Source organism: Polynucleobacter sp. HIN11, from assembly GCF_030297675.1.
In the GTDB taxonomy this organism is placed as follows: Bacteria; Pseudomonadota; Gammaproteobacteria; order Burkholderiales; family Burkholderiaceae; genus Polynucleobacter.
Genome location: NZ_AP028142.1, coordinates 337044 through 354156 on the forward strand (window position 1 = coordinate 337044; position 17113 = coordinate 354156).

Consider the following 17113-nt stretch of genomic DNA (forward strand, 5'->3'; position numbering starts at 1 on the left):
GTTTTGAGCGAAAATATTGGTATGAATGATTTAAACACCCACTTCCTGAACACGACTGCCTTGCCTGACATTCAAGGTGGTCATGACCTTCGCGCTCTTGCGATTGAGCGTGTTGGAATTCGTGGCATCAAGCATCCCATTCATGTTCAAAGTGGTTCTGGATCATTTCCAACTGTTGCTCAGTTTGAAATGGATGTGGCACTCCCAGCTGACCAAAAGGGGACCCATATGTCGCGCTTTGTCCATCTTTTGCACGATGAGCAAGGCGCTTACAGTGGCTCAAAGATCGTTGGGATGGCAAAAAAAATGTTACCCCTGTTGCAGGCGAAGCAGGGCCGTATTCAAATGCAATACACCCATTTTGAAAAGAAAAGCGCACCCGTTTCCTCGGTAGAAAGTTGGATGGATTACGAGGTCACGTATCGTGCCGAGGCCAAACAAATGCCTGATGAAAGCGTCGATGTTGACTTGTATCTACAGGCTATCGTACCGGTCATGAGCTTATGCCCATGTTCAAAAGAGATTTCGGAATACGGCGCCCACAATCAGCGCTCGCACGTCACCATTTTGGTCAAAGTCGATCCTGCCGCCAATCTGAATGTTGAAGAGCTATTGCGGATTGCAGAGACCGAGGCCTCAAGCGAGTTGTGGGCTATTTTGAAGCGCCCCGATGAAAAGTGGGTAACAGAGCGCGCGTATGAGACTCCTAAATTTGTGGAAGACTTAGTACGTGATGTTGCTACCCGGTTAAAGCACGATGAACGAATCCTGTCTTTGATGGTCGAAGCGGAGAACTTTGAGTCCATCCATAACCACAGTGCGTTCGCCCGTATCAGCCTTCCTTAATGATTCGAGCGATCTAAAGAACTCAGATCCCAACGGGGTTTGATATCAAATGCCCCATTCGTGGTTGAACCACTTTGTAGTAGTCGAAGTGCTCCTGCAAATGCAATCATCACTCCGTTATCAGTGCATAACTCGATTGGTGGATAGTGCACCTGATACCCGCATGCAGTTGCCATTGCGGTGAGTTTTTTCCGAAGCTGGGTATTGGCACCCACACCTCCGGCAACCACTAAATCACGACACTCCATTTGCTCGAGTGCTGCCATTGCTTTATGACTTAAGACATCGGTCACGGCCTCAACAAATGCACAGGCGAGGTTGGCACGAAAAGACTCGGTATCAGAATTGGTGGATTGCGCTTTTTTGACTTGGTGCAGCACTGCAGTTTTTAGTCCCGAAAACGAAAAATCCAGATCCTTGGAATGCAACATCGGTCTGGGTAAATCAAATCCGGCAGCCTTTCCAGACTCTGCCAATTTTGAGAGCGCTGCCCCGCCTGGGTAGTCAAGACCTAATAATTTGGCAGTCTTGTCAAATGCCTCACCGGCTGCATCATCCACTGTTTCCCCAAGCAGTTGATAGTCCCCAATTCGATTTACGAGCATGAGTTGCGTATGCCCACCGGAGACCAATAGGGCAACAAAGGGGAATTTAGGTGGGCGCGAGGATCCATCTGCTAGCAAAGGGGATAGCAGATGACCCTCTAAGTGATGAACTCCGACCAGGGGTTTTTGGGTTGCCAGGGCTAGTGCATTGGCAAAGGCTGATCCCACCAGCAGGGCGCCTGCCAGACCAGGCCCCTGGGCGTAGGCAATGGCATCGACTTCCTGGAAGGTGCGGCCAGAATCTTTTAACGCCTTGTTTAATAAGGGAATTAAGCGGCGAATATGGTCTCGTGAGGCCAATTCAGGAACCACCCCACCATAATTTTGGTGCATCTCAATTTGGGAGTGCAAAGCGGCACCTAAGGTGCCATGATGGGCAGGTCTTCCAGCCTCCCAGGGCCCTGTGTCATAGATGGCTAGGCCGGTTTCGTCGCAGGAGGTTTCAATACCGAGGACTATCATTGGTGGCAGGGTCGTGCTAAAATCCGTGTTTTAGTAAATTTTGACCATTTTCAAGCAATCAAAGAGTAAAAGCGAGTAAAAACAGCATGACCACAGTCCGCCTTCGCGAAAACGAACCATTTGAAGTGGCATTGCGCCGCTTTAAGCGCACCATTGAGAAGAATGGTCTATTGACTGATCTTCGTGCACGTGAGTTCTATGAGAAACCCACTGCCGAGCGCAAGCGCAAGAAAGCAGCCGCTGCAAAACGCCATTACAAGCGCATTCGTAGCCAGATGCTCCCTAAAAAGCTCTATTAAGAATTTCTGGGGTTTCGGAAAGTTCCCGAAAACCACCAATCATCAAAGCCCGCCTAGTCTGCGGGCTTTGTTTTTTTTAATCTCTTGGATAATGGATCAATACCATCTACGATTTGGAGAACTTAAATGACTCTCAAAGAGCAAATTACCGAAGACATGAAGTCAGCTATGCGTGCTAAAGAGACCGAGCGGCTGGGCACCATTCGCTTATTGTTGGCTGCAATTAAACAGCGCGAAGTGGATGAGCGTATTACGGTAGATGATGCCGGCATCATTGCCATTGTTGAAAAACTGATCAAGCAGCGCAAAGATTCAATTGAGCAGTTTCAGAAAGCAGGTCGCACGGATTTAGTGGACCAAGAGAGTAAAGAGCTGGGAATCTTACAAGCGTATATGCCAGCCCAACTATCGGAGGCTGAAGTACAGGCGGCGATTCAAAAGACAATTTCGAGCTTGGGAGCTGTGGGCCCACAGGATATGGGCAAAGTGATTGGGGCACTCAAGGCACAACTTGCTGGGAAAGCCGATATGGGAATGGTCTCGGGCATGGTCAAGGCCGCTCTCGCAAAGTAGTGATTCGTTTATGGCCCTGATTCCCCAATCCTTTATTTCCGATTTACTCAATCGGGTCGATATTGTGGATGTGGTGGGCAAGCACGTCAAACTCAAAAAGGCGGGCGCGAACTATCAAGGCTTATGTCCTTTTCATCAAGAGAAGTCACCCTCGTTTTCAGTATCCCCCACCAAGCAGTTCTATCACTGCTTCGGGTGCGGGGCGCATGGGTCGGCAATTGGCTTCATGATGGAGTACTCCGGACAGTCTTATGTGGATGCGATTGAAGATCTCGCCCGCTCGGTGGGTCTGTCTGTTCCCCGTGAAGAGCGCAATGTTCGTGATGTGATTGCGCAAAAGCAAGCCTTGGCCCTGGGCGAAGTAATGACTATGGCGAGCGATTGGTATTCTCAGCAACTAAAAGGATCGCAGCGGGCCATTGACTACCTGAAGGGGCGTGGTTTGACCGGCGAGATTGCCAAGCGCTATGGCCTTGGGTATGCACCTGATGGCTGGCAGGGACTCGAGGCGGTATTTGATTCGTACAGCAAAGATGAAACTGCCAAATTACTGATCGAGGCTGGCTTGATTATCCAGGGGGAGGGTACCGACAGTCAGGGCAAGACCAAACGTTATGACCGCTTTCGAGATCGGATCATGTTCCCCATTCGAAATCCCAAAGGACAAGTAATTGCCTTTGGCGGCCGCATCTTAGATCAAGGGGAGCCTAAGTATTTAAATTCTCCAGAGACCCCATTGTTTTCCAAAGGAAATACTCTTTATGGATTATTTGAGGGACGCTTAGCGATTCGGGATCGCGGATTTGTCTTGGTCTGTGAAGGCTATATGGATGTGGTGGCTTTGGCCCAACTAGGTTTTGCCAATGCGGTTGCCACCTTGGGGACTGCGTGCACACCCTTTCATGTGCGCTCTTTATTGCGCCAAACCGATCGGATTGTATTTTCATTTGATGGGGATGCGGCGGGTCAACGTGCGGCGCAGCGTGCGCTGGAGGCAACCCTACCCATCTTGAGTGACGATAAAGAAATTCGTTTTTTATTCTTGCCCAGTGAGCACGATCCCGATAGCTATATTCGTCAATATGGCGCTGCCGCGTTTGAGCAAGCAATTCATCAGGCGATGCCCTTATCCGGATTCTTTTTCAAGCTTGCGAGCGAGGGTAATGATCTAGCAACTCCAGAGGGTCGCGCTAAAACCCACCATGTTGCTAAGCCCTGGTTGCAATCGATGCCAGCGATTGCTTTGCGGTCTCAACTGCTGCGTGAGCTTGCGAATCGTACCGCATCGAGTGTGAGTGAGCTTGAGCAATTTTGTGCATTGACTTCTGCTACTAAAACTCCGCTCCCTACCACTCAAGCCCAAACCAAATCGCAGACTATCAAACTGGCAATGACAAAACCAATCGCCCCAAGATCGGCAAAACAGTCGCATCCCAAGGTTGAACCACCAAAGCCAACCGACTTATCGGAACACATCATGCGTTTATTGATTCAGTTTCCGGTTCTAGGAAAAAATATGACAGCCGATCAACGTCAATTGGCATTGGAGGTCGCCAAAAAACGATCGGATAAGGCGCATGATTTAATGGGCGACCTGATTCATCAGTGCGACATTTTGGAGATTAATTCGCAAAATCCAAACTCCTCTTTTGCGGTTTTTCAGGATCAGTTAGCAACCAGTCCATTGGCCGATTTGTACCAAATCCTCAGGCAACGCATTTTGGGTTCTGAGATTGAGTATCTTGGAGCAAAAGAGGATCTGGAGGGAGTCTTAAATAAGCTAGAACTTGGTCATTTGAAAGCCGAAATGACTGAAATTACCGAAAAAATGACTCAGGGAACTGCAAATACACAGGATTTAGAGCGCTACCGGGAAATTAGTCAGCGTTTGAGTAGGCAGTAGGAAAATCAGAAAATAAATGGCTTAAATCGATATTTTTTAAGCTTTTGTAGGTCTTGATTGGCTCAATCGAGTATAATATGCACTTCCAGAAAAAACTATTTGAATCAGCCACTTACCTCCATGGCCTGAGTACCTTTGGATGATCGATGCGGGCAAATGAACCAGATCATCAGGAAATATGGCTTAAGTGAGTATTTACTAACTTATTAGATTGATCGATTGCAAAGATATCCATGAAAAAACCAGCTTCCAAAGTCGCTCCTAAAAAATTAGCAAAACCGGCACCTAAAGCTAAGGCACCGGTTAAAAAAGCAAAGCCTGCTGCTCCGGCAAAGAAGTCAGCAAAAGCGGTTGCTAAGAAGCCCGCCAAGGCTCCAGTAAAAAAAGTGAGCAAACCTGCGGGTAAGGCAATAAAGGCGCCAGCTAAAAAAGTGGTTTCCAAAACTGCCAAGCCGACAGCAAAGACTGCCAAGCCAAGTGCTAAATCAGTGAAAGCGGCACCAAAGCTGACCGCGAAAGAGTTGGCTAAAAAAGCAGCTGAAGAGAAGGCCCTGAAGAAAGCGCAAGAGAAGGCGGCGAAGGAACAAGCTAAGGCGGAAGCAAAAGCCGCCAAGTTAAAAGCCAAAGAGGCAGCGGTTGAGTTGGATGAAAATGGTCAGCCGATTAAAAAGACGCGTGGTCGTAAACCAAAGGTCGAAGTAGCGGGTGAGCCTGGTGTTGATAATCGCACCGATCGCCAAAAAGCACGCGATCGCAAAGCAAAAGAAAAAGCACTCCTCAAAGAGTTTGCTGCACAACAATTGGGTAGTGAAGAGCAGCAAGAGTTACGCCGTGCACGTTTGAAGACCCTCATCAAAATGGGTAAGTCTAAGGGTTACTTAACTCATGGCGAGATGAACGATGTCATGTCCGATGAGTTATCAGAGGTGGACGCCCTTGAAACTCTGATCGGCCTACTTAATGACATCGGGATTACCGTCTATGAGCAAGCTCCCGATGCAGAAACCTTACTCTTAAATGAACATGGCCCTACCGCAACCTCGGAAGAAGAGGCGGAAGAAGAAGCTGAAGCTGCTCTCTCAACCGTTGACTCGGAGTTCGGTCGTACTACTGACCCCGTGCGCATGTATATGCGCGAGATGGGTACCGTCGATCTCTTAACCCGCGAGGGTGAGATCGTGATCGCCAAAAAGATCGAAGCCGGTCTCAAAGATATGGTGATGGCTCTTTCTGCTTGCCCCGTCACCATTTCAGAGATCCTCACCAATGTTGACAAGATTGTTTCCGGAGAGATGGAAATCGATCAGTTTGTCGATGGCCTAGTAGATCCTAATGCTGAAGATATTCCGATGGCTGCCGATGAGCCCGAGGATCTGGAGATGATGGATGAGGGCGAAGAGGGCGATGATGATGAAGGTGGCGGTGGTGGCGCGAGTACTGCTAGTGCGAAGCAACTCGAAGAGCTCAAGCAACGTTCCCTTGAAAAGTTTGCGGTGATTCGGACGCAGTTTGACAAGATGCGTCGCGCCCACGACCGCGATGGTTATAACTCACCAGGTTATTTAAAAGCGCAAGATGCGATTCGAAACGAGTTACTTGGCTTTCGCTTAACAGCAAAGAGTGTTGAAAAGCTCTGCGACACCATGCGTGCCCAAGTCGATGAAGTATGGAAGCTTGAGCGTGGCATTGTGAGTATTCTGGTTGATAAGATCGGGATCCCGCGCGCTGAAGTTCTACAAGCATTTCCAAAAATGGCCATGAACTTGCGTTGGACCGCAAATCTTCTCAAAGAGCCAAAACCCTACAGCGCTCTCTTAGAGCGCAATGTCCCAGCGATTCAAGAGCTACAACAAAAGTTGATCGATATTCAGACCAAAGTGGTCCTACCGCTCAATGAGCTCAAAGAAGTGAATAAGCAAATGATTGCCGGTGAGAAGCGTGCGCGGGAAGCGAAGCGCGAGATGACGGTCGCAAACTTGCGCTTAGTAATCTCGATTGCTAAGAAGTACACCAACCGTGGCTTGCAGTTCTTGGATCTGATTCAAGAGGGCAATATTGGCCTCATGAAAGCAGTCGATAAGTTTGAGTACCGTCGTGGTTACAAGTTCTCTACTTATGCGACCTGGTGGATTCGTCAGGCAATTACTCGCTCGATCGCAGATCAGGCGAGAACGATCCGTATCCCAGTACACATGATTGAGACCATCAATAAGATGAATCGCATTAGTCGCCAGATTTTGCAAGAGACTGGTCATGAGCCCGATGCTGCAACCTTGGCACAGAAGATGGAGATTCCAGAGGACAAGATTCGGAAGATCATGAAGATCGCAAAAGAACCGATTTCTATGGAAACCCCGATTGGCGATGATGAGGATTCACATTTGGGCGACTTCATTGAAGATTCCAATACCTTGGCACCTGCCGAAGCCGCACTGCATGACTCGATGCGCGATGTAGTGAAGGATGTGCTTGATTCCTTAACACCGCGCGAGGCAAAAGTATTGCGGATGCGTTTTGGTGTTGAGATGAGTACCGATCATACCCTCGAAGAAGTTGGTAAGCAGTTTGATGTGACGCGTGAACGCATTCGTCAAATCGAAGCGAAGGCATTGCGTAAGATGCGTCATCCAAGCCGCAGTGATAAGTTGAAAACCTTCCTCGAAGAAGATTGATGAAGTCTTAGGGGCCCATAGCTCAGTTGGTTAGAGCAGAGGACTCATAATCCTTTGGTCCCAGGTTCAAGTCCTGGTGGGCCCACCAGAAATGAAAATACCAATCTTCGGGTTGGTATTTTTTTAGGTCTTGCGATACATCCAAATTAATTGCATTAGCATCTGATATAGTTTTTGGAGTTAATAAAACACATCCACCCCATGTAGTGATTAATTTAAATTATATAAATGGAGAATTTCTATGAATCGCCTTAAAGTAGTGGTTGTATCCTTGGCAGTAAGCCTTTGTTCTGCCATCGGAGTTGCGAATGCGCAAGGCAGCGCTCCTTCGCCTACTGTATCGGCGACCGCTACATTTGATCTTAAGGTATACGCGTTAAGTTCCGGACAAAAAGTGAGTAATGCCAGTGGCGTTCTAACTTACCAAGGTAAAAAATATCCGTTTACAGTCAAAGGAATTGGTTTAAATGAAAACCAAATTGGCGCAGCCCAACTCGTTGCCGATGCGACTGTCTATAACCTCAACAAGGCATCTGATTTTGCAGGCACTTTCACTGCAGTCACTACTGGTATGGAGGCAACTGGGCAATCAAGAATTCGCAATAATAAAAATGTCCTAGTTGATCTAAAAGGCTGGTCTAAGGGGCCGGTTGTTATTGCTCCCGAAGGTGCTGTGATTGAATTTAATAAATAAACCTAAAAGTAATCACACAAATACTCACACACCAATAAACAGGAGACGTAAGCTCTTGAAATCCTAATGGTTTTATTTGGTTGTCTGCTCTCATAATCTTTTGGTCCCAGGTTCATGTCCCGGTGGGCCCACTAGAATACAAAAACCCTCATCAGTAATCCTGGGGTTTTTGTTTTTTGAGTGTTACTAGGGCACATACCATGCCTAAAATAGACCCAATTTTGGCTTGCATTGACTGCAGTCAATCATATTTCAGACCTTGCTTTCTATGATTTATTCAACGAGTAGAACAGTAAAAGGAGCACATGGAATTCGAAATACCAGAAACCCTAGCCAATACGCTTCTTGGAATGATCGATGGGGATACGCTCCTCGCGAAGCGGCTTAGCGAGTACGGCCTTTCCCGTGGTAAACGTGTGGTATCCAGCCGTCTTTTCGATGCCACTTCATTGAACACGCTCTACGGCCTGTGCCGCACGGCCGACGAGCGTGAGCTGATGTTCCAAATGATTGCGCTGGACAATATCCATGCTGCGCCGGCTGCCCGAAAAATCCCAAGCTTGGAGCATCTGATCCCTGGTCTGATCGCTTGGCTGTCGCGCGACATGATCGATGGCTGGCTCTACAAACTTGGCAAGGATGGTGTGTTGCTGCCCTGGCTCGTCCATTCGATGCGCTATGTACAGCCTGTCGATGGCGCAGCTTACGTCATCATCGGCCTTCTGGCGAATACCTTGCAGGCCGCAGATCGTGAGCCAATTAACGATCCGAGGTTAAGGCGCACCGGCATGACCAACAGTATCACCTTTTACGCCGAAGATATTCAGGATTGCACGATTCCTGAATTGATGACGGGCTATGGTTACTTCAAAGAATGTGTGGAATTCAAAAACGAATACGAGACACACTTGAAACATTTCATGCAAATGCAACCGAAGTTTGGTGCGCAATTTACTGTTTCTGGCACTGTCTGGATGTCGAGCGAAGGGTCTCGTCCACAACTCGAATGCCTGAGGCTGCAGGCCGGTACAACAGCTCGATGCGTCAATGATGAAGAGCTACTGGAACGCCACTTCGATACCACCGCTGACGCAATCTTCTGGCGAGCAAGCGGCATTAGCGAGGGTTTTGAGAGGATTCCCCAGCATTGCTATCTACACCTATTTCACCTGGATTACCACCGCAGCATATGGGCTCATGTGCAAAATGTGAAGGCTTATCGTTATAAGCCAGAATTGCGTGACAAGCTCGTTCTGCCAAATGCTCATCGCAACTTGATTGATATCTTGACCGCTGATCGTAACTTCCTAATGGAAGACATTGTCGAGGGTAAGTCAGGCGGGACAACCATTCTGTGTAAAGGGGCGCCTGGGCTTGGCAAGACGCTGACAGCAGAGGTCTATGCCGAAGTGGTCAAAAAACCGTTATACCGTGTACATTCTGGTCAACTCGGGGTGACGGCAAGCTCAGTGGAGGCTAACCTTTCGAAAATCCTGCGGCGTGCTGCGCGCTGGGATTCGGTGCTATTGCTCGACGAGGCTGACGTCTACATTCGCCGCCGCGACAATGATCTGGAGCATAACGCCATCGTGGCCGAGTTTCTGCGGACCCTCGAGTACTTCAACGGTTTGCTGTTCATGACCACCAACCGCGTAGCCGATATTGATGATGCTGTCCTATCGCGCTGCATCGCTATCATCCAGTTCGAGACGCCGACACAAGAGCAGGCGAAACAATTATGGAAATCGCTCGCGCAGCAGTTCAACACCGAGCTGTCTGATGACCTAGTTGAGCGCTTGATAGTAACTTACCCAGCTGCCAGCGGCCGCGATATCAAGGAGTTGCTCAAGCTGACGCTCAAATTCTGCAAGGGTAGGAATTTGTTACTGAACGAAGATGCATTTGCTCAGTGCGCGGCTTTTCGCAGTATCAGCAAATCCGTCTAAGATGGCAACGTTTGACACATCCCTCCTTGGAGATTTGCTGCTGGGCCGGCTCAGTTTTCGGCCTGGTACTGTGCCTGACAGGCAAGCCTTGCCCGCTGGTCGTCACAACCTGGGTATTGCTAGCGAGCGCGATGCAGTATTGATCGTGCCGGAAGATCTCCAGCCTGGAGTTCCAGTTGCTCTGCTTGTGATGTTTCATGGTGCTGGTGGCAGCGCTGATAAAGTGTTGCCATTTTTGATCGAGCATGCGCGTCAGCATGGCTTTTTACTTCTGCTGCCGCAGTCTCAGTTTCCGACTTGGGATTTGGTTGTGGGTGGTAATGGCCCAGACCTAGAGCGGCTAGACAAAGCATTGCACGAAGTAGCCTCACGTTTTTCTATTAATCCATCCCACTTGGGATTTGCTGGGTTTTCAGACGGAGGCAGCTATGCACTGTCACTAGGTCTGACCAATGGCGACTTTGTAAGTCATGTGATCGTATTTTCTGGAGGCTTTATGTCGGCCCTTCAACAAAATGGCGCACCCCGCATTTTCATCGCCCACGGTTTGGAAGATGAGCAATTGTCAATTGAAACTAGTGCACGTCCTCACGTAACCAAACTTAAAGCCGCAGGTTATGACGTAACTTCTTTAGAATTCAAAGGCCCGCACCGCATCGAGCCACCAGTAGTTGCCTTGGCGATTGATTTCTTCCTGAAACCGACGTAATAGACGTAAAAAGCCACGCTTGAAATACAGAAATTCCCATGGGACTGATAAACAGCACTCAGAGGGTTGCAATCAAAAAATTGATTGAAGTAGAGGTTACCTCTGCTTTAATTATGTATACGTAAAAATTTGTAATTAGCAATTAACTAAAAGATATCGGATTAATTCATTGTTTCAAGATATTCAGTAACTGCTTTTATATCACTATCAGACAGTCCTTTTGAAATCATTTGCATGAGATTGCCTCGCGGACGTTCAAAGTGAATAGTTTTCGCCGACCATGTTGTGCCGCCAATTTCCATAAATCTTTTTTGATCAGGATTTTTCCAAAGGTTAAGCTGTTTTTGGTTATAGAAAGCTTTCTGACCAGCAATTCGAGGTATTGAGCCTTGTCCCTGACCTTCATTGCCATGACAGGAATTGCACTGTAAAACAGATTGCTGGGGTATTCCCTTTTCGAAAATTTCTTTTCCTCGAGTTATCGACTCAGATGTATAAGTGGTCTTCTGAGGTTTAATCTTTAATTGAGAAAAGTACTCAGCAAGCTCATTAATTTGTGAGTCGGATAGTCCTCTAGCCATGCCCCACATATACATCACGCCATATTCATTTCGACGAGTCTGATCTCGATAATCATTTAATTGATTTATTAAATACTCTTTTTGCTGTCCAGCAAGATTGGGCATGATCGGAGTGTTTGAGTAGCCATCAAGCCCATGACAAGATGAGCAAATCTGAACGGCAAGAACTTTTCCAGAAACTGGATAATCACCAATGGTTCTACTCCGTGATGGGTTTTCAAGAGTACTTATAGGGGGGGTCGAATTGAAGTATGTACAGCCTGAAAATATTCCAGATACCAGTAAACCAAGGAATATCCTTAAGACACCAATTTTGTTAATGTTTTTGTATCTCACTAACATCACATTGCAATCCAAACGTAAAACCATGATGCGTTATTTGCGCTTGCGTTGGTGCCTAATCCGTTGTAGTTTTTATTGCCACCATTAAACTGAGTAAATGCTGTATACGTATAGGTAATTCGGATATTTTGGAGTGGTTGATACCAAATAGATGGCATCCAGGCGACTGAGTTTGGCTGTAAGTTTGCACCGCTAATGGCATTCGTTCCATATCGAGCATCTGCTGAACCAGAAACACTTAAGTAGCCAAGGCCAGCACCATAAGTTGCTTTGTAGACATAGCTGATTTTAGCAATCAATGAATTGAGATTGTTATTTGTATTGCTGTAAAGAATATTGTTTGCATCAGTGATATTTTCTTGAGTAAAGCGGGCTTGCGCAGTAACAGTATGAGGATCCACTAAGTATTGATACTGCCCATCAACTGCTCGATCCTGATATTGCACAGTGCCTGAGCCCAGAGCGGGCGAGTTTATTGCCAAGCACGATGGAATGTTGCCAGTGAATTGAGCGCTATTGGCAACGGTCGAGCAGCTTTGATATTGATTAATATTCGATCCAAGAAATCCAATCATCCAATTGTGGCCATTTCGCTCATTACTTTGATAGGCAAACCGAAAATAAGGATTAAGTCCTTGAAGGTATGTTGGTGCGTTATTCGGATTGCTATTTGATGCGGGGTAAGTCATCCAAGACAATAGTCCCGAACCACCTGATTGATATAGGTTAAGTTCACCATAAAAATTATTATTAATATATGCATAAACACCATAGCCGGGAGCGTTGATGCCATAAGCGCTTAGTTTGGTGTTGAAGGGAAGTCCATATGTTGACGAGTTTCTGTTAGAGCCCATGTAGGGATACATCCACATTGGAGAAGAATTCCAGACATCAGTAACGCCCGCATAATTATTAAGTGAGGCACCCCAAATAATATCTTTAATGATGCCATCGCCACCCACAAAGCGGTCAGCATAACGCCAATCCTGAACATCGGCAGCAAAACTGTTTTGATTTTTGACTGAGCCTCCACCACTAGTTTGCTCATCAAATGCGTAGTACCACTGACTAAAAGCACCGAAGTTATCGAAAATCTTACCACCTACATTAAGAAAAAGATAATTTGGTTCTAGTTTGCCACTTTGCTGAGTCTGCCCAGTGCCATTATTACCATTGGTACTGGTAGCAGCACCACCAACAAATTGAATCGAAATGGGTAAATCTTGACGGGTTCCCAACGTGTAACCGGTGAGCTTAAAATATCTACCATAAGGGGTTAGTTCAGGATATTGACCGCCAGCATGGCATGAGACGCAGTTCTGACCCGTTTGTCTCGAGAAGAGCGGTATTGCGTTGCTAGATTCAGCAATGCTAAATAAAATAATAAAAAACGCAAAAAATTTGAATTTAAGAAACATATTATTTATGTAGAAATACTTGACAGTATTTTGCCAAAAAGAAAGCGCAATAAAAAGTAAATTTTGAATCCACTAGATGAACTGCTTCAGCTATGAAATACAAAGCACTCATCGTTATCGATGGCAGCTTATTTTTAGATCAGCGGCATCTTACCAATATAACCTTACAATCTAAGCATCATGAATTCATCTGAGCCAAACAATACAAATTCAGTTGATCAAGCAAAGGAGGAAGATCAATCCTCAAGCCAACTCAAGGCTGAGATCAAATCTGAGCCCAAGCCCACCATGAGTAAGCGCGAGATCATGGAAGAGTTATCACGCCAACGATTTCCATGGGAAGAATAGGTGACTATTTTTAGAAAGCGCTAGTGCAGTCAGGCTTTTACCTCTCCATCATTCTTGCCAGTCTAGGAGCCATCCTATTTGCTGCTAAAGCAATTGTGGTGAAATTTTCTTACCAATATGGTGCGACTGCGGATGTCGTTTTGACACTCCGCATGGTGTTTTCACTCCCCATCTTTTGGCTAGCAGTTTGGTGGAACCAGAGAGCCACATCGCCGCAGCCTCTCATTAGGAAAGATGTAATTAAAGTCTGTGCGATTGGCTTATTAGGCTATTTTTTATCGAGCTATCTAGACTTTTTAGGATTGCATTACATCTCAGCAGGCTTAGAGAGGGTCATTTTGTACTTGACCCCAGCCATTGTTTTAGTGCTTTCAAAATTCTTTCTTAAAAAAGAGATTGTTCGCAGGCAATATTGGGCAATGGTCGTTGCTTATTTAGGAATTGTGATGGTATTTATGCACGATATTCAATTGAATGAGCATGGCGCCGTTGTCTTGGGCAGTATTTTGGTCTTTCTAGCGGCTGTGGTTTATTCGATCTACTTAATTTTTGCGGGTGAGCTAGTCGGTCGTGTAGGCAGCATCAGACTGGTTGCGCTTGCAAGTGCATCAGCCACGGTCGCAACCTGTATTCAATCCCTCGTTCTGGGGGCCGATCAACTTTTTGTACAACAGCCCGAGGTGTATTACTTTGCTCTCGTCAATGCCTTGTTTTGTACCTTCATGCCCATGCTCTTTATCATGATGGCCGTCAATCGTATTGGCTCAAGCTTGACCGCTCAGGCAGGCACCATTGGCCCGGTGGGAACGGCATTCTTGGGTTGGTATTTCTTGAGTGAGCCTGTGAGCACATTACAGCTTGCTGGTATTGTGGTTGTACTAATTGGTATTGCGATCTTGCTATCGATTGGCAACAAGCCCAATCAAAATCCAACCCCAACGGAGTAGTTGCTTAGTTTTTGAACGTGACCACGTGATCCGCGCCTAAGCGAATCCCAATCTTTTCACCAATGGCGTGATTATGGTGGCTGGGAACAAAGGCAAATACCTCTTGACCTGAGCTAAGTTTGAGGGTGTATAAAAAATCAGCTCCCCGAAACGCTTTGCGTACAACCTCAGCTTGCATCGGACTTTCATCATCATGCTGAATATCGTCAGCGCGTAAGAGCACATCAATTTGTTTTCCAGGACTTAGTTCGTCACCTGGGTCTAACTGTAACTGACCGAGTTCAATTTCAACGGCACCACCATCTTGGGTTTTGCCTTTGATAAATACCCCGCGACCGATAAACTCAGCGACATACCGTGTATTAGGCTTGTGATAAAGGTCATAAGGTGTATCCCACTGAATAATTTTGCCCTCGTTCATCACCCCAATGTGATCAGCAATTGCGAACGCTTCAAATTGATCGTGCGTGACTAGAAGAGCGGTAACTCCATTGGCCTTGAGGATGTCGCGCATCTCACTAGCCAGACGTTCACGCAAATCAATATCCAAGTTGGAGAAGGGCTCATCGAGCAAAATGAGATCGGGTTCGGGAGCCATTGCACGTGCCAGAGCCACGCGTTGTTGTTGTCCACCCGAGAGCTCATGAGGATAAGCGCTTGCTTTATCGGCAAGTGCTACGCGTTCTAACCATTGCATCCCAACAGTTTCACGCTCTGCTGTTGTACCCGTGCGTAGTCCAAACATGACATTCTCGAGAACGCTTAGGTGTGGAAAGAGGGCAAAGTCCTGAAAAACCATCCCCACTTTGCGCTCTGCTGGTGGAACTCGAATACCTGGTGAGCTCACCGTTTTGCCATAAATCTTGATTTCTCCAGTTTGCACGGGCTCAAAGCCGCAAATGGCGCGTAGAACCGTAGATTTGCCACAGCCGGAGGGGCCCAATAGACAGGCAATATCCCCTTTGGGAAGTTGGAAACTGAGCCCATTCACAATTCGAATAAAGCCTGAGCCTTCCTGCTTTGGAAACTCAATGGCAATGTTTTCAAGGGAAATCAGGGCTGGATTGGAATTCATCCCTATAATTTTCGCATTGAATCATAAAAATTCATAAAAACACCATAACCTACCTATTTATTTGATCCTTCACAGCAGTCGATGCGCACTAGCTCCATTCTTTTAGCCCTCGCCCTCAGTCTTCCGATTCTAGGGTTGATCTTGGCAGCTTTATTGGGTCAACCTAGCCCCACCCTATCCGATGGGATAGTCGCCGAGAGTACGCTAACCCACCTCTGGAACTACGTGCTGACCGATTACATTGTCACGACGATCTTGTTGTGTTTAGGCGTTGGTATCGGCGTCTTTGTATTGGGCGTTGGTAATGCGTGGCTAGTAGCGAACTATCAATTTCCAGGAAAGGCAATCTTTGAATGGGCCTTGATCCTGCCCCTTGCAGTTCCTGCCTATGTGATGGCGTATTTGTTTGTGGATTTTTTGCAGCACGCAGGGCCTGTGCAAACTATGTTGCGTGAGAATTTAGGTCTTTCATTGGCATTGCCCGATCCGCGTTCTTTGGGAGGTGCGATTTGGACCTTCTCCATGTGTTTATATCCATACGTTTACTTAGTGGCTCGCACCTCTTTTTTAGATCGAAGTGCACGATTTATGGAGGTTGCCGAGACTCTGGGGTACACCAGTGTGCAAGCATTCATGAAGCTAGTATTGCCCATGGCTAGACCCGCAATTTTTACCGGTATTGCGTTGGCACTGATGGAGGTCTTAGCCGATTTTGGAGCAGTATCGTACTTTGGCTTGCAAACCTTTGCGACCGGCATTTTTAAGGCTTGGTTATCGTTTGGGGACCGCAGTGCTGCAGTTCATCTATCCCTCATGCTCTTAAGTTTTGTCCTCATCGTGTTTTATTGGGAGCGTCATAATCGAGCCAGGCAACGCTATGCCCTCGCTAACACGAATACCCGACCTGCGATCCCAAAACGCTTAGTCGGTTCGCATGCGCTCTACGCATTTTTATTCTGCGCCTTAACCCTATTTTTTGCATTTGTTTTGCCAATGGCAGTTTTATTTGATCTTCTAAGCGAGCAGGGGCTAGAGGCTGATCCGCGCTATTGGGGGTGGTTAAAAAATTCCTTAAGCTTATCCGCGTTCACTGCGATATTGGCTGTATTCTGCGCACTCTTTTTGGCGTATGCGGCACGCCTCACTCAAAGCAAAACGTTGCAAGGGGTCAATCGCTTGCTTACGGTTGGCTATGCCTTGCCGGGTGCAGTTTTGGGAGTCGGTATTTTGTCTCTATTGGGTTTATTGGATATTGCTTGGTTGATGTCGGTAAGCGTTGGAGTATTAGTTTACGCCTATCTGATTCGTTTTTTATCTGCAGGCTTGCAAAGTATTGAGACTGGCCTGACCCGTATTACCCCAGCGATGGATGGGACCGCTGCGCTCTTGGGCGCCAAGCCGATGGAGATGATTTGGCGGATTCATCTGCCATTACTAAGACGCAGTGTTTTAACAGCCTTGTTATTTGTGTTTGTTGATGTCATGAAAGAGCTGCCAGCCACCTTAATATTGCGACCATTTAACTTAGATACCTTGGCAGTCGCTACCTATCAATTAGCAGCTGATGAGCGTCTGGCCGAATTAGCCTTACCTGCCTTAAGCATTGTTTTGGTTGGTCTTTTACCGGTGATCTTGCTATCTAGGGCCATTGCTCAGAAACGTTAAAAAACCACATAAGTACCAATATTATTGA

15 protein-coding genes and 1 tRNA gene are annotated in these 17113 nt (G+C 46.9%); 12 read left to right on the forward strand and 4 right to left on the reverse strand.

Features of this window, described 5'->3' with window-relative positions; all coding sequences use genetic code 11:
• Positions 1 to 21: 21 nt before the first annotated feature.
• Entirely contained in the window at positions 22 to 846 is an 825-nt protein-coding gene (gene folE2, locus QUE60_RS01760; protein ID WP_286224045.1) for a GTP cyclohydrolase FolE2, read from the forward strand.
• Here folE2 and tsaD read toward each other — a convergent pair.
• Positions 843 to 1913 (reverse strand): tRNA (adenosine(37)-N6)-threonylcarbamoyltransferase complex transferase subunit TsaD, encoded by a 1071-nt coding sequence (tsaD, locus tag QUE60_RS01765; RefSeq protein WP_286227006.1) that lies wholly within the window; start codon positions 1911 to 1913, stop codon positions 843 to 845. The two genes, folE2 and tsaD, sit on opposite strands and share 4 nt — an antisense overlap.
• Positions 1914 to 1999: 86 nt before the next feature.
• Between tsaD and rpsU the strand changes: the two genes are divergently transcribed.
• The 8 genes from rpsU to QUE60_RS01805 all read left to right on the forward strand — a co-directional run bounded on the left by rpsU (position 2000) and on the right by QUE60_RS01805 (position 10709).
• On the forward strand, positions 2000 to 2212 hold the full coding sequence (gene rpsU, locus QUE60_RS01770; protein ID WP_011903537.1) for a 30S ribosomal protein S21: 213 nt from the start codon (positions 2000 to 2002) through the stop codon (positions 2210 to 2212).
• A 126-nt stretch (positions 2213 to 2338) separates the two neighbouring features.
• Positions 2339 to 2785, forward strand: a complete 447-nt coding sequence (locus tag QUE60_RS01775) for a GatB/YqeY domain-containing protein (RefSeq protein ID WP_286227007.1) — start codon at positions 2339 to 2341, stop codon at positions 2783 to 2785.
• Between the two features lie 16 nt (positions 2786 to 2801).
• Positions 2802 to 4688, forward strand: coding sequence for a DNA primase (dnaG, locus tag QUE60_RS01780; RefSeq protein ID WP_286227463.1), 1887 nt, complete (start codon positions 2802 to 2804; stop codon positions 4686 to 4688).
• Between the two features lie 233 nt (positions 4689 to 4921).
• Positions 4922 to 7360 carry an RNA polymerase sigma factor RpoD gene (gene rpoD / locus QUE60_RS01785; RefSeq protein ID WP_286227008.1) on the forward strand — a complete coding sequence of 813 codons (2439 nt, stop codon included), beginning with the start codon at positions 4922 to 4924 and terminating at the stop codon, positions 7358 to 7360.
• Between the two features lie 11 nt (positions 7361 to 7371).
• Positions 7372 to 7448: transfer RNA gene (locus tag QUE60_RS01790), tRNA-Ile, on the forward strand.
• 153 nt (positions 7449 to 7601) lie between these two features.
• On the forward strand, positions 7602 to 8054 hold the full coding sequence (locus QUE60_RS01795) for a hypothetical protein (protein WP_286224123.1): 453 nt from the start codon (positions 7602 to 7604) through the stop codon (positions 8052 to 8054).
• 305 nt (positions 8055 to 8359) lie between these two features.
• On the forward strand, positions 8360 to 10000 hold the full coding sequence (locus QUE60_RS01800; protein ID WP_286227009.1) for an AAA family ATPase: 1641 nt from the start codon (positions 8360 to 8362) through the stop codon (positions 9998 to 10000).
• Between the two features lies 1 nt (position 10001).
• Positions 10002 to 10709, forward strand: a complete 708-nt coding sequence (locus QUE60_RS01805; protein WP_286227010.1) for an alpha/beta hydrolase — start codon at positions 10002 to 10004, stop codon at positions 10707 to 10709.
• A 161-nt stretch (positions 10710 to 10870) separates the two neighbouring features.
• Here the strand turns inward: QUE60_RS01805 and QUE60_RS01810 are convergent, their stop codons facing one another.
• Together QUE60_RS01810 and QUE60_RS01815 are read right to left on the reverse strand one after the other, a co-directional pair.
• Positions 10871 to 11659 (reverse strand): c-type cytochrome, encoded by a 789-nt coding sequence (locus QUE60_RS01810; RefSeq protein WP_286308659.1) that lies wholly within the window; start codon positions 11657 to 11659, stop codon positions 10871 to 10873.
• Positions 11632 to 13050, reverse strand: a complete 1419-nt coding sequence (locus tag QUE60_RS01815) for a cytochrome C (protein ID WP_286227011.1) — start codon at positions 13048 to 13050, stop codon at positions 11632 to 11634. Before QUE60_RS01815 ends, QUE60_RS01810 begins: the two co-directional genes overlap by 28 nt.
• Before the next feature lie 180 nt (positions 13051 to 13230).
• Between QUE60_RS01815 and QUE60_RS01820 the strand changes: the two genes are divergently transcribed.
• Both QUE60_RS01820 and QUE60_RS01825 read left to right on the forward strand, forming a co-directional pair.
• A complete protein-coding gene (locus QUE60_RS01820; RefSeq protein ID WP_286225710.1) occupies positions 13231 to 13398 on the forward strand; it encodes a hypothetical protein in 168 nt (55 codons plus the stop codon).
• 23 nt (positions 13399 to 13421) lie between these two features.
• Entirely contained in the window at positions 13422 to 14345 is a 924-nt protein-coding gene (locus tag QUE60_RS01825; RefSeq protein WP_286224128.1) for a DMT family transporter, read from the forward strand.
• 4 nt (positions 14346 to 14349) lie between these two features.
• Here the strand turns inward: QUE60_RS01825 and QUE60_RS01830 are convergent, their stop codons facing one another.
• On the reverse strand, positions 14350 to 15420 hold the full coding sequence (locus QUE60_RS01830; RefSeq protein ID WP_286224129.1) for an ABC transporter ATP-binding protein: 1071 nt from the start codon (positions 15418 to 15420) through the stop codon (positions 14350 to 14352).
• A gap of 81 nt (positions 15421 to 15501) precedes the next feature.
• Between QUE60_RS01830 and QUE60_RS01835 the strand changes: the two genes are divergently transcribed.
• Positions 15502 to 17085: an ABC transporter permease gene (locus tag QUE60_RS01835; RefSeq protein ID WP_286227012.1), complete on the forward strand. Its 1584-nt coding sequence runs from the start codon at positions 15502 to 15504 to the stop codon at positions 17083 to 17085.
• Positions 17086 to 17113: the final 28 nt, after the last annotated feature.